Source organism: Kitasatospora sp. NBC_01302, from assembly GCF_035976515.1.
In the GTDB taxonomy this organism is placed as follows: Bacteria; Actinomycetota; Actinomycetes; order Streptomycetales; family Streptomycetaceae; genus Kitasatospora.
Window position 1 is genome coordinate 7,003,416 of record NZ_CP108404.1, and the last position, 24,485, is coordinate 7,027,900.

General features: G+C 73.9%; 23 protein-coding genes and 1 pseudogene. 13 read left to right on the top strand and 11 right to left on the bottom strand.

Annotation, left to right across the window (positions count from 1 at the left end; all coding sequences use genetic code 11):
- The 3 genes from OG294_RS30770 to OG294_RS30780 all read left to right on the top strand — a co-directional run bounded on the left by OG294_RS30770 (window position 1) and on the right by OG294_RS30780 (window position 2,842).
- On the top strand, window positions 1-1,047 hold the full coding sequence (locus OG294_RS30770; RefSeq protein WP_327069815.1) for a hypothetical protein: 1,047 nt from the start codon (window positions 1-3) through the stop codon (window positions 1,045-1,047).
- Between the two features lie 188 nt (window positions 1,048-1,235).
- Window positions 1,236-1,904, top strand: a complete 669-nt coding sequence (locus tag OG294_RS30775) for a hypothetical protein (protein WP_327069816.1) — start codon at window positions 1,236-1,238, stop codon at window positions 1,902-1,904.
- Between the two features lie 194 nt (window positions 1,905-2,098).
- The gene (locus tag OG294_RS30780) at window positions 2,099-2,842 is read left to right on the top strand and encodes an SDR family NAD(P)-dependent oxidoreductase (RefSeq protein ID WP_327069817.1); all 744 of its coding nucleotides are present in this window, start codon (window positions 2,099-2,101) and stop codon (window positions 2,840-2,842) included.
- 73 nt (window positions 2,843-2,915) lie between these two features.
- Here OG294_RS30780 and OG294_RS30785 read toward each other — a convergent pair whose 3' ends face one another.
- On the bottom strand, window positions 2,916-3,533 hold the full coding sequence (locus tag OG294_RS30785; protein ID WP_327069818.1) for a DinB family protein: 618 nt from the start codon (window positions 3,531-3,533) through the stop codon (window positions 2,916-2,918).
- 389 nt (window positions 3,534-3,922) lie between these two features.
- Between OG294_RS30785 and OG294_RS30790 the strand changes: the two genes are divergently transcribed.
- Genes OG294_RS30790 through OG294_RS30800 form a run of 3 tightly spaced genes read left to right on the top strand, consistent with a single transcriptional unit; the run spans window position 3,923 to window position 7,535 of the window.
- Entirely contained in the window at window positions 3,923-5,299 is a 1,377-nt protein-coding gene (locus OG294_RS30790; protein ID WP_327069819.1) for a hypothetical protein, read from the top strand.
- Window positions 5,296-5,922 carry a precorrin-8X methylmutase gene (locus OG294_RS30795; protein ID WP_327069820.1) on the top strand — a complete coding sequence of 209 codons (627 nt, stop codon included), beginning with the start codon at window positions 5,296-5,298 and terminating at the stop codon, window positions 5,920-5,922. The genes OG294_RS30790 and OG294_RS30795 overlap by 4 nt, the downstream gene beginning before the upstream one ends.
- Window positions 5,919-7,535 (top strand): precorrin-2 C(20)-methyltransferase, encoded by a 1,617-nt coding sequence (locus OG294_RS30800; protein WP_327069821.1) that lies wholly within the window; start codon window positions 5,919-5,921, stop codon window positions 7,533-7,535. The genes OG294_RS30795 and OG294_RS30800 overlap by 4 nt, the downstream gene beginning before the upstream one ends.
- A 330-nt stretch (window positions 7,536-7,865) precedes the next feature.
- On the opposite strand, the gene OG294_RS30805 is transcribed toward OG294_RS30800, so the two are convergent.
- From OG294_RS30805 to cbiE, 4 genes are all read right to left on the bottom strand, one after another.
- Window positions 7,866-8,837: an SDR family oxidoreductase gene (locus tag OG294_RS30805; RefSeq protein WP_327069822.1), complete on the bottom strand. Its 972-nt coding sequence runs from the start codon at window positions 8,835-8,837 to the stop codon at window positions 7,866-7,868.
- A 109-nt stretch (window positions 8,838-8,946) separates the two neighbouring features.
- Entirely contained in the window at window positions 8,947-9,714 is a 768-nt protein-coding gene (locus tag OG294_RS30810) for a cobalt-precorrin-6A reductase (RefSeq protein ID WP_327069823.1), read from the bottom strand.
- Between the two features lie 11 nt (window positions 9,715-9,725).
- Window positions 9,726-10,481, bottom strand: coding sequence for a precorrin-4 C(11)-methyltransferase (gene cobM, locus OG294_RS30815; protein WP_327069824.1), 756 nt, complete (start codon window positions 10,479-10,481; stop codon window positions 9,726-9,728).
- Window positions 10,478-11,788 carry a precorrin-6y C5,15-methyltransferase (decarboxylating) subunit CbiE gene (cbiE, locus tag OG294_RS30820; protein ID WP_327069825.1) on the bottom strand — a complete coding sequence of 437 codons (1,311 nt, stop codon included), beginning with the start codon at window positions 11,786-11,788 and terminating at the stop codon, window positions 10,478-10,480. Before cbiE ends, cobM begins: the two co-directional genes overlap by 4 nt.
- Window positions 11,789-12,092: 304 nt before the next feature.
- Between cbiE and OG294_RS30825 the strand changes: the two genes are divergently transcribed.
- Window positions 12,093-13,052: a DMT family transporter gene (locus OG294_RS30825; protein ID WP_327069826.1), complete on the top strand. Its 960-nt coding sequence runs from the start codon at window positions 12,093-12,095 to the stop codon at window positions 13,050-13,052.
- Between the two features lie 138 nt (window positions 13,053-13,190).
- On the opposite strand, the gene OG294_RS30830 is transcribed toward OG294_RS30825, so the two are convergent.
- Complete coding sequence (locus OG294_RS30830) at window positions 13,191-13,751, bottom strand: NUDIX hydrolase (RefSeq protein WP_327069827.1); 561 nt, start codon at window positions 13,749-13,751, stop codon at window positions 13,191-13,193.
- Between the two features lie 180 nt (window positions 13,752-13,931).
- Here OG294_RS30830 and OG294_RS30835 point away from each other — a divergent pair, with 180 nt between their 5' ends.
- The 4 genes and pseudogenes from OG294_RS30835 to OG294_RS30850 form a co-directional block, all read left to right on the top strand.
- Complete coding sequence (locus tag OG294_RS30835; protein WP_327069828.1) at window positions 13,932-15,116, top strand: helix-turn-helix domain-containing protein; 1,185 nt, start codon at window positions 13,932-13,934, stop codon at window positions 15,114-15,116.
- A 175-nt stretch (window positions 15,117-15,291) separates the two neighbouring features.
- Entirely contained in the window at window positions 15,292-15,423 is a 132-nt protein-coding gene (locus OG294_RS30840; protein ID WP_327069829.1) for a hypothetical protein, read from the top strand.
- Entirely contained in the window at window positions 15,423-16,334 is a 912-nt protein-coding gene (locus OG294_RS30845) for a terpene synthase family protein (protein WP_327069830.1), read from the top strand. Before OG294_RS30840 ends, OG294_RS30845 begins: the two co-directional genes overlap by 1 nt.
- 128 nt (window positions 16,335-16,462) lie before the next feature.
- Window positions 16,463-16,553 (top strand): annotated as a pseudogene (locus OG294_RS30850) (alpha/beta hydrolase); the annotation flags it as partial.
- Between the two features lie 114 nt (window positions 16,554-16,667).
- Here the strand turns inward: OG294_RS30850 and OG294_RS30855 are convergent.
- Window positions 16,668-17,798 carry a lactonase family protein gene (locus tag OG294_RS30855; protein ID WP_327069831.1) on the bottom strand — a complete coding sequence of 377 codons (1,131 nt, stop codon included), beginning with the start codon at window positions 17,796-17,798 and terminating at the stop codon, window positions 16,668-16,670.
- 282 nt (window positions 17,799-18,080) lie between these two features.
- On the opposite strand from OG294_RS30855, the gene OG294_RS30860 reads away from it, so the two are divergent.
- On the top strand, window positions 18,081-18,608 hold the full coding sequence (locus OG294_RS30860) for a GNAT family N-acetyltransferase (protein ID WP_327069832.1): 528 nt from the start codon (window positions 18,081-18,083) through the stop codon (window positions 18,606-18,608).
- A 31-nt stretch (window positions 18,609-18,639) separates the two neighbouring features.
- Here OG294_RS30860 and OG294_RS30865 read toward each other — a convergent pair whose 3' ends face one another.
- Both OG294_RS30865 and OG294_RS30870 read right to left on the bottom strand, forming a co-directional pair.
- A complete protein-coding gene (locus tag OG294_RS30865; protein ID WP_327069833.1) occupies window positions 18,640-19,893 on the bottom strand; it encodes a glycosyl hydrolase family 8 in 1,254 nt (417 codons plus the stop codon).
- Between the two features lie 139 nt (window positions 19,894-20,032).
- Complete coding sequence (locus tag OG294_RS30870; RefSeq protein ID WP_327069834.1) at window positions 20,033-20,956, bottom strand: LysR family transcriptional regulator; 924 nt, start codon at window positions 20,954-20,956, stop codon at window positions 20,033-20,035.
- A gap of 130 nt (window positions 20,957-21,086) precedes the next feature.
- Between OG294_RS30870 and OG294_RS30875 the strand changes: the two genes are divergently transcribed.
- Window positions 21,087-22,508, top strand: coding sequence for an FAD-dependent oxidoreductase (locus tag OG294_RS30875; RefSeq protein WP_327069835.1), 1,422 nt, complete (start codon window positions 21,087-21,089; stop codon window positions 22,506-22,508).
- Window positions 22,509-22,585: 77 nt separating this feature from the next.
- Here OG294_RS30875 and OG294_RS30880 read toward each other — a convergent pair whose 3' ends face one another.
- The gene (locus OG294_RS30880) at window positions 22,586-23,254 is read right to left on the bottom strand and encodes a Tat pathway signal sequence domain protein (RefSeq protein ID WP_327069836.1); all 669 of its coding nucleotides are present in this window, start codon (window positions 23,252-23,254) and stop codon (window positions 22,586-22,588) included.
- A 75-nt stretch (window positions 23,255-23,329) separates the two neighbouring features.
- On the bottom strand, window positions 23,330-24,262 hold the full coding sequence (locus tag OG294_RS30885) for a hypothetical protein (RefSeq protein ID WP_327069837.1): 933 nt from the start codon (window positions 24,260-24,262) through the stop codon (window positions 23,330-23,332).
- Window positions 24,263-24,485: the final 223 nt, after the last annotated feature.

Sequence of the window (24,485 nt, forward strand, 5' to 3'; positions counted from 1 at the left end):
ATGAAGGATGATGTTCATGAGGCGATCATGGCGGGGGCCGTCTGCGCCGCGGTGCTGGTGGCGACGGGGCTCGCGGTGGACCTTCCCGCGGCCGACGCGGCGGGTGCCGCCGGGCCGCGGCCGCTGGCGCTGGGGATCTACCCCGGCGGCTACGCGGGCGGCGGCTCGACCGACCCGGTGCCGGACGACGGGGCCAAGGTGATCCGGGCGCTGGACCAATTGCACGGCGGCCCCGGTTTCCTGGTCCGCGAGTACGTCGGCTACGACGGGACGTCGACGGACGGCACGGACGCCCGCAAGTACTTCGGCTACCTGGGCCACGGCCGCAAGCTGGACCTGGTGCTCGGCTACCCCGGGCACGGCACCCCGCTGGCGGGCTGGGAGACCTACGTCCGCAACGAGGTGCGCAACGCCGGGCCGCACGCGGCCTCCATCTCGCTGGGCGTCGACGTCAACCTCGCCGCGGCCGCGGACCCCTCGGTGGTGCCCGCGGTGGTCGCCGGGGTCGAGGCGGCCAAGGACGAGGCGCGCCGACTTGGCCTGAAGAAGCTGCAGATCGGCTTCGACGAGGGCGCGTTCGGCCAGGCCGGGACGGCGTTCTGGCAGTCGCTGGCGACGACGGGCGGCAACCGGTTCCGCGACTCGATCGACTACGTCGGCCTCGAGCTCTACCCGGACGTCTTCCACCCCTCGCCCGGCGACCTGGGTGCGCAGGCGGTGAGCGCGATCGACGTGGTGCGCCGGCAGGAGATGCCGATCGCCGGGCTCTCGGACCGGGTGGCCATCCACGTGGCGGAGAACGGCTGGGACACCCTCGCGCCGCGCACCGAGGCGCAGCAGAGCGCCGCGCTGACCTCGGAGCTGACCGCGATCAACGCCGACCGGGGCCGGTTGAACATCACCGCCTACGAGTACTTCGACCTGCGCGACGACAAGTCCGCCTCGGCCAACCTGTTCGACCACTTCGGGCTGCTCAACGACGACTACACCCCGAAGGCCGCCTTCTCGACCTACCGCGACCTGGTGCACAGGCTGCGCCGGGGCTAGCCGGGTTGGTTTCCGGCCAAGTTGATGGTGTGTCCGTTCTGTGATGATCGACTGCTTCGGTTCCCACTAGGGTCACCTCATCTCCACAATGCGGCGCCGCACGGCCATCGTGCGGCGCCCGGTGGACCTGTCGATGGGACTGGTGGGAAGTGAACAGCAAGTATCGCCGTTTTCTTGACCGTTCATGGGTGAGCCGTTCGTCGGTGAGCGGTTCGTCGGTGGGCGGTTCATCGGCGGCCGCGCTGCGGAGCCGGCTCGCCGGGGTGGTGGGCGCGGTCGCGCTGCTGGCGGCGTTCTTCACCGGCACCGCCGCCGTCGGCACCGCCAGCGCCGCTCCCGTCGCCGTGACCGCCCACCCGAGCGCCGCGCCCGCTGCCGCGCCCGCCGCCGCGCAGCGTGGCGCACGGCCCGCGACAGGCGGGTGGACCTGCGCCGGGACGCCCATCCCGGCAGGCTACGTCCTGGTCGGCTTCAACCGCAGCGGCTGCAACGGGGCCGGCTCGTGGGACCAGCAGCCGGTGCGGAACGGGATCTGGACCTGCGCGGGCTCGCCGATCATCTCCGGGTACGTCATCACCAACTACCTCTCCTCCGGCTGCAGCGGCATCGGCGCCTGGTACCACCAGCTGGCCAAGAGCGGCCTGTGGACCTGCGCGGGTTCGCCGATCGTGTCGGGCTACGTGACCACCAACTACAACCGCGCCGGCTGCAACGGCATCGGCGCCTGGGTCCAGATGACCGCCCAGGCCGGCCTGTGGACCTGCCCCGGCTCTCCGGTGCCGGCCGGTTTCCGCAGCACCACCTACAACGCGGGCGGCTGCGGCGGCCAGGGGGCCTGGCTCCTCCAGCGCCGCTGATCCCGCCCGAGCCCGTCCACCGAAGGCACCGCGCCCACCGCGCGGTGCCTTTCGGCGTGCTCGGGTGTGCTCCCACCCGGCGCCTGACCCCGAACGCGACGTCCGAATGCCGCCGGACCGTCCGCCCGCAGAGCACCAGGATCGAGGTGCCGGCGAACTCCGGTGACCAGCAAGGACGAAGAGGAGAGCGGACGATGACGGCAGTGCTCGACGGCAGGGCGGCCCTGGTGACCGGCGGCAGCCGGGGCATCGGTGCGGCGGTGGCGCTGCGGCTGGCCGCGGACGGCGCCGACGTGGCGCTGACCTACCGCAGCGGTGCGGAGCAGGCGGCGCAGCTGGTCGACCGGATCAAGGCGCTGGGACGCCGGGCGCTGGCCGTCGAGGCCGACAGTGCGGACCCGGCGGCGGTGCGGGCGGCGGTGGAAGCAGCGGCGGCGGAGTTCGGGCGGCTCGACATCGTGGTCAACAACGCGGGCGTCGGCCTGGTGGGCCCGGTCGAGGCGGTGGCACTGGCGGACGTCGACCGGGTGCTCGCCGTCAACGTGCGGGCGCCCTTCCTCGTCGCCCAGGCGGCGGCCCGGCACCTCACCGAGGGCGGACGGATCATCAGCATCGGCAGCTGCATGGCCGAGCGGGCCGCGTTCGGCGGCGGTGCGCTGTACGCGATGAGCAAGACCGCGCTGACCGGGCTGACCACGTCGCTGGCCCGTGAGCTCGGCCCCCGCGGGATCACCGTCAACCTGGTCCACCCTGGTCCGATCGACACGGACATGAACCCGGACGAGGGGCCGGCTGCCGATCTGCAGAAGGGCTTCACGGCCCTGGGCCGCTTCGGCCGGCCCGCCGAGGTGGCCGCGATGGTGGCGCACCTCGCGGGGGAGGGCGGGCGGTACGTCAGCGGCGCGGCCATCGCAGTGGACGGCGGCTTCGCGGCCTGAGCCGGCGGCCCTCGTCAGGCCTGTCCGGCCGAAGCGGTGCGGGCCGTTCGCCGGTGGCCTGCCCCGCTCCCCGTCACGGCTGGGCGCGGTGCAGGTCGCGGAGCAGGGCGATCTCGGCTCCGTGGTGCAGCAGTTCCTGGTTGACCCACCAGACGACGTCGATGAACGCCTCCTCCGGGTCACCGCCGTGCGGGTAGCTGCACAGGCCCACCGTGTCGAGCGCCGCGTCGTCGGCGCCGGCCACCGCCGCCCGCCAGGCCGTGGCGCCGGTGCCGAAGTCGGCGATCGCGGTGGCGGCGTCGGCGGCGGCCCGGAAGTCGGCATTGGTCAGGCGGTGGGTGCCGGCCGTGTGGTCCGCCCGCAGGGTCAGCATCTCGGTGAGGTGGTTCAGGCGCCAGGCGATGGTGGTGAACGGCGGTGGGACGGGGTGCGGGGAGGGGGCGGAGTCGCGGCCCCAGTCACCGGTGCCGAGCAGCAGCGCCGCGCCCGGGCCGGGGCCGTCCGTCCGCCGCCGCACCGACCAGCAGTTCGGCACCGGCTCCCAGAAGTACTCCTCGTCGGTCATCACCGGGACCGGGACGGCCACGCCGTTGCCGCTGTTCACGGTCGGGCCGGCCAGCCGTCCGCCGAGGCGCTCGCGGGCGAAGTCGAACTCCTCCAGCAGGGTGACGAGACGTGCGGGGGTGGTCATCGAACGCTCCGGGGTGGGTGATCTGCCGTGGCACAGTGCGGGGTTGAGCCTGCCACAGCAGCTGCCCGGGACGCGCGCGGTTTATCTGCCCGCCCCCGGCCGGCATCGCGACAGCACCGAAGGGGGAGAACCGTGGCCGTCGGGGCGCGCACGCCGGCGGTCCCGGAGCCGATGGCGCACGCCGTGCCGCGCGAGGGGCTCCAGCGCGAGCCGGCGGTCGTGGGAGCGCGGACGGCTCCCGCCTCACCGGCCCACCCCCGCGGCCCGGCGCGAGGCCTGGACGGCCGTGGCGGACCCGGACTGACCGTCAGGGCGGCGGCGGGTTGGAGAGATGGATCACGCCCTTTGCGGGGCATACCTCCGGTCGGATCATCGGTATGCTCGCGCCCATGTCACCCGCACCCGCCGCCTCCGAGCCTGCCCCCGTCCGGGCTGGTCGGGGGCGTGACGACGCCTGTCCGGGAGCGCTGCGACTGCACCAGGCGGACGACGGGGCGCTCGCGCGGGTCCGGGTGCCCGGCGGGCTGCTGTCGGCGGATCAGGCGCTGGCCCTGGCGCGCGCGGCCGAGGAGCTCGGGGACGGCGCGCTGGAGACCACCTCGCGCGGCAATGTGCAGCTGCGCGGGCTGGCGGGCGACGCGGGGACGGAACTCGCGGCCCGGCTCGGTGCCGTCGGCCTGCTGCCGTCGCTGCCGCACGACCGGGTCCGCAACATCGTCGCCTCTCCGCTGGCCGGCCTGGACGGCCCCGGTCCGGCGCTGCGCGACTGGGTCCACCAGCTGGACGCGCTGCTCTGCGCCAGTGACGTGGCCCGGCAGCTGTCGGGCCGGTTCCTGTTCGCCCTGGACGACGGGCGTGGTGACGTCGCCTCGCTCGACGCCGATGTGACCTTGATCGCACGCACCGCCGGCCATGGTGTCGAGGACGGCCGGGATGGCCACGGCGGCGGGCACGGCGAGGACGGCCGGCAGGGTGGGGCGGCGCCGGGTGCGCTGCTGCGGCTGGGACGCGCCGACTGGTGCGCCGAGGTGCCGCACGGGCCGCGCGCCGCGCTCGCGGTGGCGGAGGCGTTCGTGGCGCTGGCGGACGGCGCCTGGCGGGTGCGCGAGGCGGACCCGGACGGTGCGGCGCTGGCCGGCCGGCTCGGGCTGGAGCGCCGCCCGCTGCCCGAGTCGACGGGCGCTCGCCCCGTGGTCGGCACGTTCGCTGGTGCTGGTGCTGGTGCTGGTGCTGGTGCTGGTGCCGATGCCGGTGCCGGACCCGGCGGGCTGGTGGTGGGCCTGCGCTTCGGACGGGCCTCCGCCCGGCAGTGGCGGGCGCTGGCGTCGGCCGGCGATGAGCTACGGGTCACCCCCTGGCGCAGCGTGGTGCTGCCCGGTGCCGGGGCCGGGCTGCTGCCGGAGCTCGCGGCGCTCGGCCTGCGCACCGATCCGGCCTCGCCCTGGGAGCGGGCCACCGCCTGCACCGGCGCGCCGGGGTGCGCCAAGTCGCTCGCGGACGTGCGGGCCGACGCCGCCGCGGCGCTGGACCTGCCGCCGACCGTCCCACCCCCCGCGGGCCCGCCCGGGGCCGCCCGCCCGGCGCTGCCCGTCCACTGGTCCGGGTGCGCACGCCGCTGCGGTCACCCGGTCGGCCACTGGGTGGACGTGCTGGCCACCGGCCCGACCGGCTACCGCATCACCGACAGCCAATTGCCCGACGGTGCAACTGAAGTGACGACCCAACAGATGGCGGCGGCGGTCGCCGCCGCCAGGAGGACCACGTGATCGAGTACGAGAAGGACGGCGCGGCGATCTACCGCGAGTCCTTTGCCACCATCCGCGCCGAGGCGGACCTGGCGGGACTGCCCGCCGACGTCTCCCAGGTCGCGGTGCGGATGATCCACGCCTGCGGGATGACCGACCTGGTCGCCGACCTGCTGTGGACCCCGCATGTGGTCGCCTCCGCCCGGGCCGCGCTGCGGGCCGGCGCGCCGATCCTGTGCGACGTCTCGATGGTGGCCAGCGGGGTGACCCGCAAGCGGCTGCCGGCCGACAACGAGGTCGTCTGCACGCTCTCCGACCCCTCGGTGCCGGCGCTGGCAGCCGAACTCGGCACCACCCGCAGCGCCGCCGCGATGGAGCTGTGGCGGGACAAGCTGGCGGGCTCCGTGGTGGCCGTCGGCAACGCCCCCACCTCGCTCTTCCGGCTGCTGGAGATGATCGAGGCGGGCGCGCCCCGCCCGGCCGCCGTGATCGGCGTGCCGGTCGGCTTCATCGGCGCCGCGGAGTCCAAGCAGGCGCTGGCCGAACACCCCTCGGGTCTGGAGCACCTGGTGGTGCGCGGCCGTCGCGGTGGCAGTGCGATAGCCGCCGCCGCGCTCAACGCGATTGCGAGCGAAGTGGAATGACGGACTCTCAGAAGACCACCGCAGGACGGCTCTATGGTGTCGGCCTCGGTCCCGGCGACCCGGACCTGATGACGGTACGGGCCGTCGAGCTGATCACCAAGGCCGACGTGGTGGCCTACCACAGCGCCCGGCACGGCCGTTCGATCGCCCGCTCGATCGCCGCCCGTCACCTGCGCGCGGACCAGCTGGAGGAGCCGCTGGTCTACCCGGTCACCACCGGGACCACCGACCACCCGGGCGGCTACCGGGGCGCGTTGGACGAGTTCTACGCCGAGGCCGCCGAGCGGCTGGCCGCGCACCTGGACGCCGGGCGCACCGTGGTGGTGCTCGCCGAGGGCGACCCGATGTTCTACGGCTCGTACATGCACATGCACAAGCGGCTCGCGCACCGCTACCCGACCGAGGTGGTGCCCGGGGTGACCTCGGTCAGCGCGGCGGCCGCCCGGCTGGGCCGGCCGCTGGTGGAGGCCGAGGAGGTGCTGACGATCCTGCCGGGCACGCTCCCCGAGGAGGAGCTGACGGCCCGGCTGGCCGCCACCGACTCGGCCGTGGTGATGAAGCTCGGCCGCACCTTCCCGACCGTGCGCCGCGCGCTGGAGCGTTCCGGGCGGCTGGCCGAGGCGCAGTTCGTGGAGCGCGCCACCATGGCGGGGGAGCGCACCGCGCCGCTGGCCGAGGTGGACCCGGAGTCGGTGCCGTACTTCTCGCTCGCGGTGCTGCCCAGCCGGATCGGGCTGCCGCCGTCGGAGCTGTCGGGGCTGGCGGAGTCGTCGGGGCTGGCGGGGCTGGTGGAGCCGTCGGAGCCGGTGGAGTCGTCGGAGGCGGTGGATCCGTCCGAGGCGTCCGAGCTCGGCGCCCAGGGTGCGGGCTCGGTGGTCGTGGTCGGCCTCGGCCCGGCCGGGCCGCTCTGGCTCACCCCCGAGGCGCGCGGTGAACTGGCCGCCGCCGACGAGCTGGTGGGCTACACCACCTACCTGGACCGGGTCCCGGTCCGGGCGGGCCAGCGCCGGCACGGCTCGGACAACAAGGTGGAGGCCGAGCGGGCCGAGTTCGCGCTCGACCTGGCCCGGCGCGGCCGCCGGGTCGCGGTGGTCTCCTCCGGCGACCCGGGCGTCTTCGCGATGGCCACCGCCGTGCTGGAGGCGGCCTGCGCCGACCCGTACCGCGAGGTGCCGGTGCGGATCGTGCCCGGCATGACGGCCGCGCACGCTGCCGCCTCGCGCGCGGGCGCGCCGCTGGGCCACGACTACGCGGTGGTCTCGCTCTCCGACCGGCTCAAGCCCTGGTCCGTGGTGGCCGAGCGGCTGCGTGCGGCAGCCGCCGCCGACCTGGTGCTCGCGCTCTACAACCCCGGCTCGCACAGCCGCACCACCCAGGTCGGGCTGGCCCGCGACCTCCTGCTCGAACACCGCGCGCCGGAGACCCCGGTGGTGATGGCCCGCGACGTGGGCGGTCCGACCGAGCGGGTGCGCACCGTCAGGCTGGCCGATCTCGACCCGGCCGAGGTGGACATGCGGACGATCCTGCTGATCGGCTCCTCGCAGACCCGGGCGGTGCGCCGGGGCGACGGCACCGAGGTGGTCTGGACGCCGCGCCGCTACCCGGAGCGCTGACCGCCGCCACCGCCGCTCCGTCGTGACGCCGGCGGTGTACCGCGAGGGTTTACCCGCAACGTCATCCCTACGTTGTACGCGGGCCAATGAACGCCCGCCTATCGTCTCCTCCTGAGCGGCGCCGCCGGCGCCGGGCCGGCCACGGGGGGCCGGCCCGACCCGGCCGTGCCGCACCGCCAGGGGAGGCGGAAGACTCCGGCGGCGTGGGCCTCGCCCGCCCGGCGCCGACCGGAGCGCCCCCGCCCGGCGGGAGGCTTCGGCGACCCTGGCCCTTTGGTGCCCCTCGCCTTTCGGCGAGCGTTGCCCTTTGGTGCCCCGGTACTTCGTGGCTCAGGCCGGGAAGCCGACGCCCGTCAGCTGTTCCGAGGCCCGCCACAGCCGGGCCGCCGTGGTGAGGTCCGCCGCCCCCCGGGGCAGTCGGGCGCGGGCCGGCAGACCGGTCAACTCGCCCAGCCCGTCCGGGCCGTAGTACCCGCCGCCGACCGCCCCCGGGCTGGTCGCGGCCACCAGCAGCGGCAGCGCCCCGCGGGCCGGCTCCTGGGAGAAGCCCGGCACGCTCATCGCCAGCGCAGTGAGGTTGACGCCGCCCGGCGCCCGGTCGAGCACCGGACCGCCGTACGCCAGGTTGGTGCGGCAGCAGCCCGGGTGCGCGGCGGTGCTGCGCAGGCCCCAGCCGGCCCGTGCGCTGAGCCGGTCCAGCTCCTGCGCGAAGAGCAGGCCGGCCAGCTTGGAGCGGCCGTAGGCCACCATCGCGCGGTAGCCGCGCTCGCTGTTGAGGTCCGTCAGGTCGATCCGGGCGGTCCAGGCGGTCAGGCTGCCGACGCTGACCACCCGGGGCGCGGCGGCCCCGCGCAGCAGCGGCAACAGGCGCCCGGTGAGCGCGAAGTGGCCCAGGTGGTTGGTGCCGAACTGCAGCTCGAAGCCGTCCTTGGTGGTGTGCCGGGCCGGTACGCCCATCACGCCGGCGTTGTTGACCAGCAGGTCGACCGGACGGCCGCGCTCCAGCAGGACGTCGGCGAAGGAGGCGACCGAGTCCAGGCTCGCCAGGTCCAGCGCCGCCGCCGTGACCGAGCCGCCCGGCCCGCCTGCCGCGCCGGACGTGCCCGTTCTGCCCGTCTCCGCCCTGATCCGCGCCGCGGCCAGCTCGCCCTTGTCGCCGTCGCGGACCGCCAGCAGCACGTCCGCACCCGCCAGGGCCAGGCGGCGCGCGGTCTCGAAGCCGATCCCGCTGTTCGCCCCGGTCACCACGGCCAGGCGGCCGTGCTGGTCGGGTACCGCGATGTCCTTGCTCCGACGGCCCATCACCGGCTCCTCTCGAGTCCCCTTGCCACTGGCAATTCCCCGTGCAGCGTCCGCCCAGCCGTCAGCGCGTGCCGCGCCTCAGTCGCCAGCGCGTGCCGCGCCCCAGCCGTCACTCGGGTCCGACCGGGCCGACGCTATCGCAGCCCAGCCCCAACTCGCCCAGAACTCCCGCCACATCAGGCACGATCGGGACGCCGTCCGGGAGCGCGGGACGGCGCACGATCACCACCGGCACGGCCAGCTCGCGCGCCACCGTCAGCTTGGGCGCGGTGGCCGCACCGCCGCTGTCCTTGGTCACCAGCACGTCGATCCGGTGCTCGCGGAAGACCGCGCGCTCGTCCTGGAGTTGGAACGGTCCGCGGCTGAGCAGCACCGTCAGGTCGGCGGGCAGCGGCGGGTCGGGCGGCTCGACCGAGCGGGCCACCAGGTGCACGCCCTCGACCCGGGCGAAGGCGGCCAGGCCCTGGCGCCCGGTGGTCAGCAGTGCGCGCCGGCCCAGCGCCGGCAGCGCGTCGGCGGCCTGCTCCAGCGAATCGACCAGGTGCCAGCGGTCGCCCGGGACCGGCTGCCAGCCGGGGCGGCGCAGCGCCAGCAGCCGGACGCCGGTCTCGGCGGCCGCCTGTGCGGCGTTGCGGCTGATCACCCGGGCGAACGGGTGGGTGGCGTCCACCAGGGTGGTCACCCGGTGCTCGCGCAGCCAGTCGGCCAGCCCGGTCGCCCCGCCGAAGCCGCCCACCCGCACCTCGCCCGGTGGCAGCCGCGGTGCGCTCACCCGCCCGGCCAGCGAGCTGGTCACCCGGAGGCCGGGCAGCTCGGCCAGCTCCTCGGCGAGCCGGCGGCCCTCGGTGGTGCCGCCCAGGATCAGGATGTGTCGCACGGTCCGACCCGCTACGGGAGCTGGCAGGAGCGGTCGCGCCGGGCCGAGTACAGGTGGCTGTCCGGGAACTGCTCGGCACTCAGCGTGCGGCCGACCATGATCACCGCGGTCCGCAGCACCCCCGCCGCCCGCACCTGCTCGGCGATCGAGTCCAGCGTGCCGCGCAGCACCAGTTCGTCCGGGCGGCTGGCCATCGCCACCACCGCCACCGGGCAGTCGGCGCCGTAGTGCGGCAGCAGCTCGGCCACCACCCGCTCGACGTACCGGGCCGCCAGGTGCAGCACCAGCAGCGCGCCGCTGCGCCCGAGGGTGGCCAGGTCCTCGCCCGCGGGCATCGGGGTGGCCTGCTGGGCGATCCGGGTCAGGATCACCGTCTGGCCCACCGTGGGGACGGTCAACTCCCGCTTCAGCGCCGCCGCCGCGGCGGCGAAGGCGGGCACGCCGGGGACCACCTCGTAGGGCACGCCGGCCGCGTCCAGCCGGCGCATCTGCTCGGCCACCGCGCTGAACACCGACGGGTCGCCGGAGTGCAGCCGGGCCACGTCATGGCCCTCCCGGTGCGCGGCGAGCAGCTCGGCGGTGATCTCGTCCAGGTTCAGCCGGGCGGTGTCCACCAGGCGGGCCCCGGGCGGGCACTGCGCCAGCAGCTCGACCGGCACCAGGCTGCCCGCGTACAGGCAGACCTGGCAGCTCGCCAGCGTCTTGGCCCCGCGCACGGTGATCAGGTCGGCGGCGCCGGGGCCGGCACCGATGAAGTAGACGGTCACAGCGCCTCACTCTCCACTCGTTCTACGGGCTCCACGCGTGCTGCGGGCTCCATGCGTGCTGCGGGCTCCACGGGCTTGCGGACCGACCACTGGGTCACCGGCATCGCCTGCCGCCACCCGGTGAAGCCGCCGACCGGCACGGCGTGCGCCACCGCGAGCCGCAGCAACTCCCCGCCGTGGCGCCGGTACCACTCGGTGAGCAGGGCCTCCGACTCCAGCGTCACGGTGTTGGCGACCAGCCGCCCGCCCGGGCCCAGCGCCGCCCAGCAGGCCGCCAGCAGTCCGGGCGCGGTCAGTCCGCCGCCGATGAACACCACGTCGGGCCGGGGCAGTTCGTCCAGCGCCGCGGGTGCGGCGCCGGTCACCACACGCAGCCGGGGCACGCCGAGGGCGGCTGCGTTGCGGGTGATCCGGGCGGCCCGCACCGGGTCCCGCTCCACGCTGACGGCCTGGCAGGAGCGGTGCGCGCGCAGCCATTCGATCGCGATGCTGCCCGAGCCGCCGCCGATGTCCCAGAGCAGCTCGCCGGGGGCCGGGGCGAGCGTCGCCAGTGTCGCCGCACGGACATGACGCTTCGTCAGCTGTCCGTCGCTCTCGTACAGTTCGTCCGCCAGGCCGGGCACCAGGGCGGGCCGGCGGCGCTCCTCGCCGTCCGCCCGGTCCGCGCGGCAGTGCACGGCGACGATGTTCAGCGGGTCGCCGGGCGGCTGCGCCCAGCCTTCGGCCGTCCCGGTCGACATCCGCTCGCCCGGCCCGCCCAACTGCTCCAGCACGTGCAACTCGCTCGCCCCGAAGCCGTGTTCGCTCAGCAGCGCCGCCACGGTGGCCGGGGTGCTCGCGTTCGGGCTCAGCACCAGCAGCCGCTGCCCGTCGAAGAACGCGCCGACCAGGGTGGCGGTGTCCCGCCCGACCAGGCTGACGGTGCCGGTCTCCTCCAGCGCCCAGCCGAGCCGCGCGCAGGCGTAGGAGACGGAGGAGGGGTGCGGCAGCACCCGCAGCCGCTCGGCGCCCAGCTCCTCGCTCAGCGTGCGCCCGATCCCGAAGAACATCGGGTCGCCGCTGGCCAGCACGGCCACCCGCCGCCCCGCCTGCGCCGCGAACAGCCCCGGCACGGACGGGCGCAGCGGCGAGGGCCAGGCGATGCGCTCGGCGGTCACCGCGGCGGGCAGCAGGTCCAGCTGCCGGGGGCCGCCGATCACCGCCTCGGCCGCCGCCAGCGCCTCGCGCGAGGCCGGTACGAGCCCGTCCCAGCCGTCCGCCCCGATGCCCACGACCGTCACCGGCGGCTCAGACAGGACGCTGCTCAACGGGGTCTCCTCCGATGCTGGGGACGGGGTGCACCAGCGGCGCACCGGGGCAGCCTACCGGGCCCCCGCAAGGCCCCCACTCCCTGGTCACCAGGGCTTTCCCGCACGCGAGTAGGGTGGGACCCATGCCGACGAGCGCTGTTCTGCCACCTCCCGCCGCCTAGGCGGGCGGCAAGGCCACGGAAGACCCTGACCAGGGGTGCGCCCCTGGGCCGGTCGGTGCTGCCTGCAGACGGGATCACGCGACCAGTTCACGTCTTCGGTGGGAGAAGCCTCCGTGTCCGCATCCACAACCACTCGCCCCGTGTCCCGGCCCCTGTCCGCCGGACGGGGCCTGCTCTACCTGCTGCTCTCGGCCGCCTCCTGGGGCACCGCCGGAGCCGCCGCCACCCTGCTCTACGGCCACAGCGGCCTCGGCCCGGTGGCGCTCACCTTCTGGCGCTCGGCCGGCGGCTCCGCGCTGCTGCTCGTGGCGCTCGCCGTCCGCCGCCGTGGATCCACCAGTCGCCCTCGCGCTTCCCACGCCCGGCGCGACATCGCCGTCAACGGTCTGGGCCTGACCCTCTTCCAGATCGGCTACTTCGAGGCGGTGCACGGCACCGGCCTGGCCGTCGGCACGGTGGTCACCCTCGGCGCCGCACCCGTCCTGGTCGCCCTCGGCGCCCGCCTGCTGCTGCGCGAACCGCTCGGCGCGGCCGGCACGGCGGCGGTGCTCGGCGCCCTGGCCGGGCTCGCGGTGCTGATCCTCGGTGGCACCTCCAGCGGCGCCACCGCCGTGCGGCCCGGCGGCGTGGCCTGGGCGCTGCTCTCGGGCGCGGGCTACGCCTGCGTCACCCTCTACGGCCGCCGCAGCGCCGGCCGGACCGACGCGCTGACCACGACCCTGTACTCGTTCCTGGTCTGCGCCGTGCTGCTGCTCCCGTTCGCCGCCGCCCAGGGCCTGTGGCCCAGCCCGCACGGCCTCGGCCGCACCCTGCTGGTGCTGCTCTACCTCGCCGCCGTGCCCACCGCCCTCGGCTACGCGCTGTACTTCACCGGCGTCACCGTGGTCCGGGCCACCACGGCCGCCGTCATCGCCCTGATCGAGCCCGTCAGCGCCACCGCCCTCGCCGTCACCGCCCTCGGCGAGCACCTCTCGCCCGCCACTGTGGCGGGCTCTGCGGTACTCCTGCTGGCGGTCACCGCCCTGGCCGTCGCCGAGACCCGCCACGCCGTCCGCACCCGGGCAGCGGTGCACCCGGCCGAACTGCTCGCGGGCCGATAGCGACCGCCACCCTCGGTGGTCTCCTGCGCATCCTCGGTGCCACGCGCGATCCGCAGGCCCAGCTCCCTGATCTGTCACACGAGAAGTCGGCACCGCCGACTTCTGGGTAACGGGTAGCGCTGGAGATCGCCCTCGAAGTCACGCCTCGGCATGATCGGTTGCCCCAGCGCGGTGCAGGTGGTGGAGCAGGAGCAGCGCCGCCACCGCGTTGGCGCTCCGGATCTCGCCCTTCGTCACCAGCTCCGGCACCTGGGAGAGCGGCACCCAGTCGCGGCGGTCGGACTCGAAGGCGTCCTCGGGGTGGCCGACGTACTCGGCGGTGTCGGACCAGTAGACGTGGTGCCGGCCGTCGGCCAGGCCGTTGGAAGGCTCCACGGTGAGCAGGTGGCGGAGAGGCCCGGGCCGCCAGCCGGTCTCCTCGAGCATTTCGCGGCCAGCCGCGGCCTCCACCTGCTCGCCGTCCTCGACCACTCCGGCCGCGAGTTCCCAGCCCCAGCTGTCGGTGATGAAGCGGTGCCGCCAGATCAGCAGCGCTTCACCGCGTTCGTTGACGGTGGTGGCGAGCGCAACGGCTCGCTGTCGCAGGACGTAGTGGTCGAGATGGCGCCCGTCGGGGAGTTCGACGTCGGCGAGGTTGACCCGCAGCCAGCGGTTCTCGTAGACCGTGTGTTCGCTGAGATTCCGCCACACCGACGACACGCTGACCTCCTGCTGCACCGATCTGTGCTGTTCAGCGTAGGGCCGTGTCGGGGGCGCTGAAGGTGGCCTCGCCGTGACATGCGAAAGGGCCCGCCGGTGCAGGCCCTTCGCGTGTTCCCCGCCGCAAAGTGCGGGTACCGTTCCAGATGTCGAGTCGGGAACGGAGCAACGGAGTTCAGTATGCCCCAGCCTGGACCGGAACACACCGGCATGCGCATCGCCCACTACCGAAAGCTGCGACACCTCACCCAGCGAGGCCTCGCCGAGCGCGCACACATCTCGTACAGCATGTTGACGAAGATCGAGCAAGGAGAGCGGCCGACCTCACCCGCCACGATCGCCGCGCTCGCCCGAGCACTCCAGATTCCGGTGGCCGAACTCATCGGCCAGCCCTACCTTTCCGAGTTGCAGCAGGACCAGCTGGATGGCCTGATCCAGCCCATCCGAGAAGCGCTCGACGTCTACGACCTCGGGGTCGATCCTGAGGTGGCGCCGCGTCCGCTGAATGCGCTTGTGGTCCACGCCGAGGCCCTGTGCGCAGCGGTCCGCGAGACGCGCCTGCGGGATGTCGCCAGTGAACTGCCCGGGCTGATCACCGAGGTGACGTCCGCCGCGCACACCAGTCCGAGCGCCGAGGCATGGACGGTCCTGGCGAGCACCTATCGGACCGCGTACGACGTGACCACGAAGCTCGGCTTCGCGGACCTGTGCGCCGTCGCCCTTGACCGGATGGCCTGGGCCGCGGAGCGTGCTTCCGATCCGGTGCTCGCCGGTGTTCGCCAGTATCTGCGCTCTCTTGCTTACCTGCGGGCAGGTCAGTACCGCACTGGCGAGCGCTTGGTGAAGGTGGGCATGGGGATGCTCCAGCAGGCCGACGCGAGTCGTGAACGGGATGTGGCCGTCGGCCAGCTGCACTTGGGTGCTGCGGTGATAGCTGCTCGTGCCCGGGACAGCGGGAGTGCTGACGGGCACCTCGACGCTGCCGACCGCGTCGCGCAGCTGACCGGTCCGGCAGAGCGCGTTCACTGGCTGAGCTTTGGACCCACCAACGTGGCGGCGCATCGGGTCAGCGTGATGGCCGAGCTGTCTCAGTACCAGCAGGCGGTGAGTGCAGCAGCCGACGTCACGATCCCGGAGTCGTGGCCGGCGTCGCGGCGCGCCCACCACCTTGCCGAGGTGGCGCATGCGCAGCTGTGGATCGGTCAGAGCGAGGCGGCGCTGCGGAATCTTCAAGCTGCCCGGGCGGCGGCGCCGCAGCAGACCCGTTACCACCCGGTCGTACGGGAGACGGTCGCAGGACTGGTGGCAGCTCGTCGGGCGGCCCCGGACTCGCTGGCCAATCTCGCTGTCTGGGTCGGTATCTGAGGAATGATCAGCAACCCCGGAACTACCACAAACTGTGGTAGTTCCGGGGTTCTGCTTTGGCGACACTCTTGCTGTCAGTGATGCTGCGACTACAGGAGTGGCTGTGACGGTGAAGCGTCCCAGTGGCCCAAAGCGCGTTCCCCGCACCCCGCAAGAGGCGGCCCGGCGTCGTCACTTGCTCGATGCCTCCTCGGGTGAACTCGGCTATGGCGGCGAGATCAGCACGCCGCAGCCGCCCTGGGGCGAGTTCCGGGGCTCGGTGGCAGTCGTGGACAGCTGTGCCGAGCAGAGCGCGGAGGTGTCCTGATGGAGGTCACCGATCACCGGCACACCGACCTGTACGTCTCCGCCGCCACCTTCCTCACCCACTACGCCCTCCACCCCGACCCCGCCGGCTACCTCGCCCACGGGTACGTGGACCTGTGCCTGGCCGCGTGGCCCACGGCTTCCGGGGTCGAGCTCGACCTCGCCACCCGCTGGGCCCTCTGGACGTGGATCGTCGATGATGCCTTCGATACCGACATGCTCGACGAATCCCGGCTAGCCGTCGGCGAGTTCGCGCTCTCCCTCCTGCTCGTGGCATGCGGCAGCACGCAGCCGGGAGCCGCCGGCCACCCCACCCTGCGCGCGCTCGCCGACCTCGCAGCCGACACCCAAGCGCTGATGCCCGCCTTCTGGTGGCAGCGGTACCTCACCCACCTCGAAGACTGGGTGCACGCCGCCTCCACCAAGCTGCTCGACTTCGTGCAACCGCGTCGCACCCCCACGCTGCGCGAGTACCTGACGATCCGTCCGCCTGACGGTGGCATGCTGCTCGCCGCGATGTGGACGGAGCTGGCCGAGCGCGTCGTCACCCCCGACTGGCACGACCCCCTCCTCCAGTCCCTGCTGCGCGCATTCTCGACCGTCGGCTGTCTGACCAACGACCTCGCCGACTCCGGTGACCCCTTCGGCCCGGTGGGCGCCCTGGTCGCCGCCGAGAGCCTTGAGCCAGTCGCCGCCCGTGAGTTGGTGGCCGAGCAACTGCTCGCCGAGCAGCAGCGCTTCTGGTGGCTGTACAGCGCTGTGCGCAGCGGCGGCTTCACCTCAGCGGACACCAGCCGCTTCGCGCTCGCCCTCGACCGGTTCCGCCACGCGCTCGCCGACTGGACCGCCGACAGCTCCCGCTACCAGCCGCCGGACGTCCGGATCATGCGGGAGCAGCACGCGCCCGCATGATCCGTGCCCCGGTGCCACCTCGGCCCGCAGTGCCCCCGCCTGCCGAGTGGCGGGCGAAGACGCGGACCGCGCTGTCGGCCTCCAACCTGGGCGAGTCCTTGTGCCGGCCCGCGTTCACGTGGAGCGACCCCGAGTACCGGGCGGCCCTGGACGCCCTCCAGCAACTCCCGGAGATCGGCACCGAGGGGCCGGTCGGCTTCTGGGGCATCACCGACGGCGAGCTGGGCCAGGTGGTCGTTGTAGTGCACGACGACCGGGCCCAGCTCGCCCGCCGCCCTCGCCCGGAACAGGTCGGGCGACAATTCTCCAGCCCCTTTCTCGCCAGATGCCGCGTCAGAGCGCCACGATGCCCTCGCCGCCCGTCGCGCCCGGCACCGTCACCGACCCCACGCGGGTCAGCGCGCCGTCCCCACCCACCCGGAACTCGTCGACGATGCCCTTGCCACCCGTCTGCACGTAGAGGTAGTGCCCGTCGGTGGAGGCGGCGGCGTCGACGGTGCCCGGGTCGGTGGCGGTGTTGCCGAGGGGCGTGAGGTTGCCCGCGGTGAACCCCGACAGGCTCGCGCTGCCCGCGTTGGAGGCGTAGAGGTGGCCGCCGGCGGTGGCCAGCCAGCAGGTCGCGGCCTGGCCGGTGGGGGCCTGGCCGAGGGGGGTGAGGTGTCCGTCGCGGCCGACGGCGAAGGTGGCCACCGCGCCCGGGCCGACCTCGGTGACCTGGAGGCGGCCGTGGGCGTCGAAGACGAAGCCGAACGGCACGGCGCCCGGTTCGGCGTTGACCACCGGGGCGGCGGACGGCGCCCCGCCCGGGCCGAGCGGGAAGACGTCGATGCTCTGGCCGCCGGCCTTGGTGGTGACCACCAGCGCGCGACCGTCCGGGGTGACCGCGAGCTGCCCGGGGGTGTGGGTGAACTGCGGTGTGGCGGACGGGTCCAGGCCCAGCGCGCGGTGCTGGTCGGCGACCGGCCGCAGCTTCTCGCCGACCAGTCGGAAGCCCTGCACCGAGCCGCCGTCGAGCGCGTTGAGCAGGTAGACGTGGTCGCCGTGGACCGCGACGCTGACCGGGAAGCTGCCCCCGCTGGACAGCACCTGCCGCCGCTCCAGCCGGTCGCCGTGCACGGCGAAGACGGTGACGGTGTCGCTGCCCGCGTTCACGGCATACAGCAGGCGGTGGGCGGCGTCGTAGGCGAGCGAGCCCTGCGAGGCGAGGTGGTCGACCATCGAGCCGTCCAGCACTCCGCCGCGACCGCCGGTGGCGTACACCCCGGCCTGGCGCAGGGTGCCGTCCGCCGCCCGGGTGTAGGCCACGACGGTGTTGCCGTCCGGGTTGTCGCTCTGCACGAAGACCGGCGCGGCGTGCTGCTGGTGGTCACTGGCCGCCGAGGCCGGGCCGATCCCCAGCACGGTGGCGGCGAGCGCGGCTCCGGCGGCGATCAGGACGCTGGTGGAACGCAGGGTGGAGCGCATGGCGGAGTCTCCTCGGGGAGGTGTGGTGGGTGCCCGTGGTGCGCCCGCACCGGGGCGCCGTCGGTACTCCCCACACGCTAAGCCGCGACGGGCCGCGAACTGCCGCCGCTGAGCGCTACGTTCGCGGTTCGTAAGAACTCCCCGGAGAGGATCCCCGGAGGGAAATCGCCGGAGGGAAATCGCCGGAGAGGATCCCCGGAGAGAAACCCCCGGAGAGCCACCGCCCCCGCGCGCTCCTGATCCGCGTGATCCAATGGGGCCACGAGAGACGGGGGAGAACACATGACACCGAACATGACCCTGACCGGCGCGGACGGCCTCCTGCTGCGCCCCTGGGCGGAGCAGGACGCACCGGCCGTCCTGGCGGCTGCCGAGTCGGTCGACACGCTCGCGGTGGCCGACCGGGCGCAGGCCGAGCAGTGGCTGGCGGCGCAGCGCCAGGCGTGGGAACGGGGCGACCGGTTCGCCTTCGCGGTCCTGGTGGGCGATGAGGTCCTGGGCCTGAGCGTGCTCAAGCGCCCCGATCCGGCCGCACCGGCGGCCGAGGTGGGCTACTGGACGACAGGGGCGGCCCGCGGCCGGGGCCTGGCGCCGCGCGCGCTGGCCGTGCTGACCGACTGGGCGTTCGCGGAATTCCCGCTGGAGCGGCTGGAGTTGTTCCACTGCCTGGACAACGCAGCGTCCTGCCGGGTGGCGCAGAAGACGGGCTACGGACTGGCGGCGGTGGTCCCGCCCAAGCCGCCGCACCCGACCGAGGCCCACCTGCACCTGCGCGAGCGCGGTGCAGGTGGGCGCAGCCCGCGGAACTGACCCGGGGCCGGTCCGGCGTGGCGTGCGGCGGTCACGGCCGCCAGTAGTCGCCGGCCATCACCAGGTAGACCAGCGTCTTGATGGTCTCGCCGTAGTAGCCGTCGCCGAAGGGGTTCTGGCTCAGCTGCTTCCAGATCGCGTCGGTCCAGGCCTGGTCGCCGGCCGCCATCGCGGCCGGGCCGACCGAGTCGCCGGCCTCCTCGGCCTGGTCGCTGGTGCTGTACGGGGTGCAGTTGAGCTTGGTGTGCGGGTAGACGTTCTGTGGGTTGCCGCCCGACTCCTTCTTCAGGCAGGCGGATTCGAGCTTGGCGGTGCTCAGCGAGACCGCCGCGGTGCCGGCGCCGTAGAGCAGCGCGTCGGTGCCCAGGTGCCAGGGCACGCGGATGGAGTTGTAGCCGACGATGTTGTCCGGCTGGCTCTCCTGGTAGTCGGCGGGCGCGGGCTTGGGGCTGCTGGTGTCGGCGTTCACCACGAAGTCGGAGAGCAGTCCGCCGCTGGGGGAGTAGGACTTGGTGAACGAGCTGATCACCGCCTCGGTCCGCTGGACGACCTTGTTCCAGTCGTGCGCGGTGTCGTAGGCGGCGAAGGCCCGCAGGTGGTCGAGCATCATGTCGGACGGCCGGGTGTCGGTGTTCGGCCCGTCGTCCTCGCACTTGAGGTGGCCGTCGGGGGCCACGTCGTGGGCGTAGAAGGCGGCCAGCCAGGCCTTGGCGTCGGCGGTGTAGCCACCCCACTGCTTGTCGGCGAGGATCAGGCCGTAGCCGACGTCCAGGTCGCCGTCGGTGGCGCCGTCGGGGGTGCCCTTGTCGGCGTACTTGCAGGTCTTGCCGTCCAGCTTCCACTCCATCAGGCCGTACTGGTCCTTGTGGTCCTTGACCAGCTGCCACAGGCCGTTGAACTCGGTCTGCGCGTTGGCGTCGTAACCGGCCATCAGCGGCACGATGTTCATGCCGTAGCCCTGACCCTCGGAGACCGGGCCGTTGTTGGGGGCGTCGTCGTCGCCCTTGCTGGAGACGTAGTACTCGTTGCTCGCGCAACCGTGGTGCAGGTAGGTGGACTTCCAGGAGTCGTACTGCTTCTCCACGGCCGCGTCGCGGCTGGCCTGCGAGGCGGAGGGCAGCACGCCCACCTGGTAGGCGGTGTGGCTGGGGAACGCGTGGGCGGCGTGCGCGGCGGCCACGGCCGGGGCGGCGCCGGCCAGTCCGAGACCGAGCGCGGCGGTGGCGAGCGCGGTGGTGGCGGCGAGCAGGGACCGGGCCGGGGGCGCGGCGATCCGACGGGGCATCATTTCTCCTTGGGGGAATGAGAAGTGAGCTGGGGTTGCCTCCGAAAGTTAGGAAAGTTTCCTTATTAATCGAGGCCATGTCAATACTTTTGCGCGAGCTGTCCGCTCGGCGGATGCATCGGCCGGCCCTGCCCGCCGATCACGAAGCGGGCGTCAGCAGCGCGGGGTGGTCACCCGCGAAGTCGAGGAAGGTGGCCAGCGCCGAGCCCGGGCGCCGCTCCGCCGACCAGGCCAGGGTGAGCATCCACTGCGGTTCGGGCGTCAGCCGGCGGATCCGCACGGGGTGGCCGGGCCCCTCGGCCACCGCGCGCGGCACGATCGCCGCGGCCACGCCGAAGGCGGCCAGGGCCCGCGCCGCCGCCGGATCACGGGTCTCGAAGCGGAACCGGGGCGTGGCGCCGGCCAGCGTGAGCGCCGAGAGCACGATCTCCCGCACGGTCGAGCCCACCGGGTAGCCGACCAGATCGGTGCCGTGCAGCGTCCCCAGCGGCACCGGCGGCTCGACCGGCGCGGCCCCGGCGCCCGCGCCCACCGGCGCGGCGCTGATCAGCACCAGCGGCTCGATGCCCAGCGAGCGGTGGACCAGCCCGTCCCCGTCGGTCTCGGTCGTGTCCGTACGACGCGCCACGATCGCCGCGTCCAGCTGCCCCGCCCGCAGGGCCAGCGTCATCTCCGCCGTGGTCAGCTCGCGCAGCTCCACCTCCACCCCCGGGCAGGCCGCGCCGAACTCGCGCAGCACCCGGGCCAGCCGGCTGGTCAGTCCGGGCAGGCAGCCCAGCCGTATCCGCCCGAGCGTGCCGTCCGCCCAGCCCCGCAACTCCTGTTCGACCGTGGCGAGATCGGCCAGGATCCGCTCCGCGCCGGCCAGCAGCGCCGCCCCGGCGGCCGTCAGCTCGACCCGGTGGTTGCTCCGCTCGAACAGCACCACGCCCAACTGGCGCTCCAGCTTGCGGATCTGCTGGGAGAGCGCAGGCTGAGCGATGCCGAGCACCTGCGCCGCGCGGGTGAAGTGCAGCTCCCGGGCCACGGCGCGGACATACTCGAGCTGACGCGAAGTGATCATCGTGAAAGTCTAAGGAGGGGCCGCGCGCGCCCGCGAGCGTGAGCGGCCCTGGCGGGTGCGGGTATCGGTGTACGGGCAGGTCCGGACAGAACCGGGCAGGCACCGGCAGACGGACGGAACGGGAGTGGGCATGACGGAGCATCTGGTGGTCATCGGCGCGGACGCGGCGGGCATGTCGGCCGCCTCCCAGGCCCGGCGCCGGCGCGGCCCCGAGGAGCTGCGGATCACCGCCTTCGAGCGCGGCTCGGTCACCTCCTACTCGGCCTGCGGGATCCCGTACTGGGTCGGCGGCGAGGTCGCCGAGGCCGACGAGCTGATCGCCCGCACCCCGGAGCAGCACCGCGCCCGCGGCATCGACCTGCGGCTGCGCACCGAGGTGACCGCGCTGGACCCTGAGCGGCGCCGGGTGCGCAGCCGCGACCTGGACACCGGTGCGCAGGAGTGGACCCCCTACGACCACCTGGTCATCGCCACCGGCGCGGAGCCGGTGCGACCCGCGCTGCCGGGCTTCGACGCGCCCGGGGTGCACACCGCCCACACCCTGCCGGACGGCCGGGCCCTGCTCGACACCCTCGCCGGCCTCCGCGCGCCGGGCGGCCTCGGCGAGACGGACGGTGCCGCAGCCGCGAGCCCGCGCCGGGCGGTGGTGATCGGCGGCGGCTACATCGGCATCGAGATGGTGGAGGCCGTGCTGCGGCAGGGCTACCAGGTCACCCTGGTGCACCGCACGCCCGAGCCGATGCCGGGCCTCGATCCGCAGATGGGCGCGCTGATCCGCCGGGGCATGGCCAAGCTGGGCGTCGAGGTGGTGCCGGAGGCAGAGGCCACCGAGGTGCTGCTCGGCCCGGACGGCCGCCCGCGCGCGGTACGCAGCACGGCGGGCGAGCACCCGGCCGACCTGGTGGTGCTCGGCCTCGGAGTCCGTCCGCGCACCGCGCTGGCCCGCGCCGCCGGCCTGCCGCTGGGCGTGCACGGCGGGCTGCGCACCGACGAGCGGATGCGGGTGGTGGACGCCGCGGGCACCCCGCTGCCCGGGCTCTGGGCGGGCGGCGACTGCGTGGAGGTGCGCCACCTGGTCTCCGGGCAGCACCGGCACGTCGCGCTCGGCACCCACGCCAACAAGCACGGCCTGGTGATCGGGACCAACCTGGGCGGCGGCGAGGCGGCCTTCCCCGGCGTGGTGGGCACGGCGATCACCCGGATCTGCGACCTGGAGATCGCCCGGACGGGGCTGAACGAGCGCGAGGCGACGGCGGCGGGCCTGGACTGGACCGCCGCCGTCGTCGAGTCGACCGCGCAGGCGGGCTACCTCCCCGGCGCGGCCTGGATGACCGTCAAGCTGCTGGCCGAGCGGGGCAGTGGTCGGCTGCTCGGCCTGCAGATCGTCGGCGGCGCCGGCGCGGCGAAGCGGATCGACATCGGCGCGATGGCGCTGGGCAGCGGGCTGACGGTGCAGGAGCTGATCTTCCAGGACCTGGCCTACGCCCCGCCGTTCTCCCCGGTCTGGGACCCGGTCCTGGTGGCCGCCCGGAAGGCGGCCGCCAGGATCTGAGCCGGTCCGCGCCGAGCCACTGCTCGTCGCCCGGCGCGGACCGGCCCCGACCGGGCCGTTTCAGAACCGGTACTGCGTCAGTTGGTGTACACCGCGGGGCTGCCGCTCTTGCTGGTGTCCTGCACCGGGCCGTAGGCGGCGGTGAAGTAGCCGTCCGAGAAGCAGACCCCGGCGCCGCTGCTCAGGGTGAAGTGCTGGTTGGTGAAGCTGATGGACTGCGAGGCGTTGCTGGTGGTGCCGCTCAGGCTGGCCGGGGCCGCCTGGTAGGTGCAGGTCACCTGGCCCAGGAAGGTGTCCAGCACCATGGTGGTCTGGATCGGACCGGAGTTCGGCGACAGGGTGACCGGGTTGCCGGAGCTGTCACCGACGTTGTTGGTGTAGCTCAGGTTGTCCACGCTGATGCTGTTCACATCGAGGACACCGGGGATGTTGAGGGCGCTGCAGTTGCCGAAGGTCTGGCTGTTGAGCGTCTCCACGGCGGTGCCGGGGGCGGCCGGGTTGCTGGTCACCGTCGCGCTGAACGAGGAGGACGCACAGCTCACGCCGGTGCCGCCGGTGGAGTCGGAGTAGAAGTTGGCGGCGCCGCCGCTGGGCAGCGAGGCGGTGAGCACGTCGCCGACGGCGACCGCGCTGCCGCCGGCGCTGCCGTAGGTCAGCACGTTGCCGCTGGCCGAGGCGGGCAGGGCGGGCAGGATGGCGAGCCCGGCGGCGGCCAGCGCCGCGCCGAGGTAGAGGCTTTTGCGCATGAGGGATCCTCTGTCTGTTCCGGTGGGTGGACGTGCACGGATGACGCACCGCGCACGGGTCTTGAGGGGGTGCCGCTACTGACCGGCCGAGGCGTTCAGCGCACCGGTGAGGTCGCTCAGGCTGCCGTCCAGGGCGAGCGAGGTGTTGGTCTGCTGGAAGGTCACCGAGCCCTGCCCCGCGCCGGAGGGGATGCCCATGGTCCAGTCGATGATCGGGTCCAGGATGCCGCCGAGGCCGCAGCCCGAGGCACCGGGGACGCTGAAGGTGTTGTCGACCAGCTTGGCGCCGGTGAACGAGGCGATCAGCGCGTGGTGGCCGTTCGGGTCGCCCTTCAGCGCGATGGTGCCCGGGCTGCCGGTCATCGGCTGGGCGGGTGCGGGCGGGGCGGTGGTGCCGGTGGTCGGCTGCAGCACGATCGGCGAGCTGTCCGAGCCGATGTAGCAGTCGTCGCCGAAGAAGGCGTTGAAGAGGTGGAGCTTGACCGGCAGCTTGAAGACCGGGTAGGACTCGCCGGCCGCCAGCGGGGTGAAGTCGGTTACCGGACCGGCGAGTTCGACCTGTGCGAAGACACTGGTCACGCCGGGCAGGAAGTTGATGATCCCGGGAATGGTGATCTGGGCCGGCTGGCCGGTCAGCAGTTGGGCGCCGGTGGGGGCGACGGTCGCGTACTGGTTGGCCTTGCTGCCGTCGGGGAAGGTGACAACCGGGGCGGACTTGCCCCAGTAGACCCCGAACTGCAGCGTGATCGGGGAGGTGAGCGGCACGGTCGTGGAGCCGATGGTGAAGCTTCCGCTGTTGGTGACCGACACCACGCAGCCCACCTGGAGGTTGGTGGGATCGCTCAACGCGGCTGAGCTGACAGGGCAGTTGCCCATCCCGGTGTACGGGCCGCCGGGGGCGGCGGCGGGTGCCGCCTGGACCGGGGCGGCGGTGGCCAGCAGTGCGGCGCTCGCCGCGGCCGCCAGGGCGGGCAGCAGTCGCTTGGCGGACAGGGCAGTTCGAAGCATGGCGGGACTCCTCGTGACACGGCGGGTGGACGGGAGTGCGGACGCGGCCATGGGGCCGACCATGGGGCCGGGGCCCGCGCGGACAGCCGAAGGGCAGGCCCTGGCCGCCGAACCGCTCGGCGCCACGAGCGAGTTCGGCGGTCCGGTGCCCAGGACCGGTACGACCTGGCCGGCGGCTGCCACCGCCGGTCTCCGGAGCCCGGGCCGCGCATCAACATGGACG

Coding starts and splice junctions, on each gene's coding strand:
- OG294_RS30770 (WP_327069815.1), top strand. CDS start 1: ATGAAGGATGATGTTCATGAGGCGATCATGGCGGGGGCCGTCTGCGCC.
- OG294_RS30780 (WP_327069817.1), top strand. CDS start 2,099: ATGACGGCAGTGCTCGACGGCAGGGCGGCCCTGGTGACCGGCGGCAGC.
- OG294_RS30785 (WP_327069818.1), bottom strand. CDS start 3,533: ATGACCACCCCCGCACGTCTCGTCACCCTGCTGGAGGAGTTCGACTTC.
- OG294_RS30790 (WP_327069819.1), top strand. CDS start 3,923: ATGTCACCCGCACCCGCCGCCTCCGAGCCTGCCCCCGTCCGGGCTGGT.
- OG294_RS30800 (WP_327069821.1), top strand. CDS start 5,919: ATGACGGACTCTCAGAAGACCACCGCAGGACGGCTCTATGGTGTCGGC.
- OG294_RS30805 (WP_327069822.1), bottom strand. CDS start 8,837: ATGGGCCGTCGGAGCAAGGACATCGCGGTACCCGACCAGCACGGCCGC.
- OG294_RS30835 (WP_327069828.1), top strand. CDS start 13,932: ATGCCCCAGCCTGGACCGGAACACACCGGCATGCGCATCGCCCACTAC.
- OG294_RS30845 (WP_327069830.1), top strand. CDS start 15,423: ATGGAGGTCACCGATCACCGGCACACCGACCTGTACGTCTCCGCCGCC.
- OG294_RS30855 (WP_327069831.1), bottom strand. CDS start 17,798: ATGCGCTCCACCCTGCGTTCCACCAGCGTCCTGATCGCCGCCGGAGCC.
- OG294_RS30860 (WP_327069832.1), top strand. CDS start 18,081: ATGACACCGAACATGACCCTGACCGGCGCGGACGGCCTCCTGCTGCGC.
- OG294_RS30865 (WP_327069833.1), bottom strand. CDS start 19,893: ATGCCCCGTCGGATCGCCGCGCCCCCGGCCCGGTCCCTGCTCGCCGCC.
- OG294_RS30870 (WP_327069834.1), bottom strand. CDS start 20,956: ATGATCACTTCGCGTCAGCTCGAGTATGTCCGCGCCGTGGCCCGGGAG.
- OG294_RS30875 (WP_327069835.1), top strand. CDS start 21,087: ATGACGGAGCATCTGGTGGTCATCGGCGCGGACGCGGCGGGCATGTCG.
- OG294_RS30880 (WP_327069836.1), bottom strand. CDS start 23,254: ATGCGCAAAAGCCTCTACCTCGGCGCGGCGCTGGCCGCCGCCGGGCTC.
- OG294_RS30885 (WP_327069837.1), bottom strand. CDS start 24,262: ATGCTTCGAACTGCCCTGTCCGCCAAGCGACTGCTGCCCGCCCTGGCG.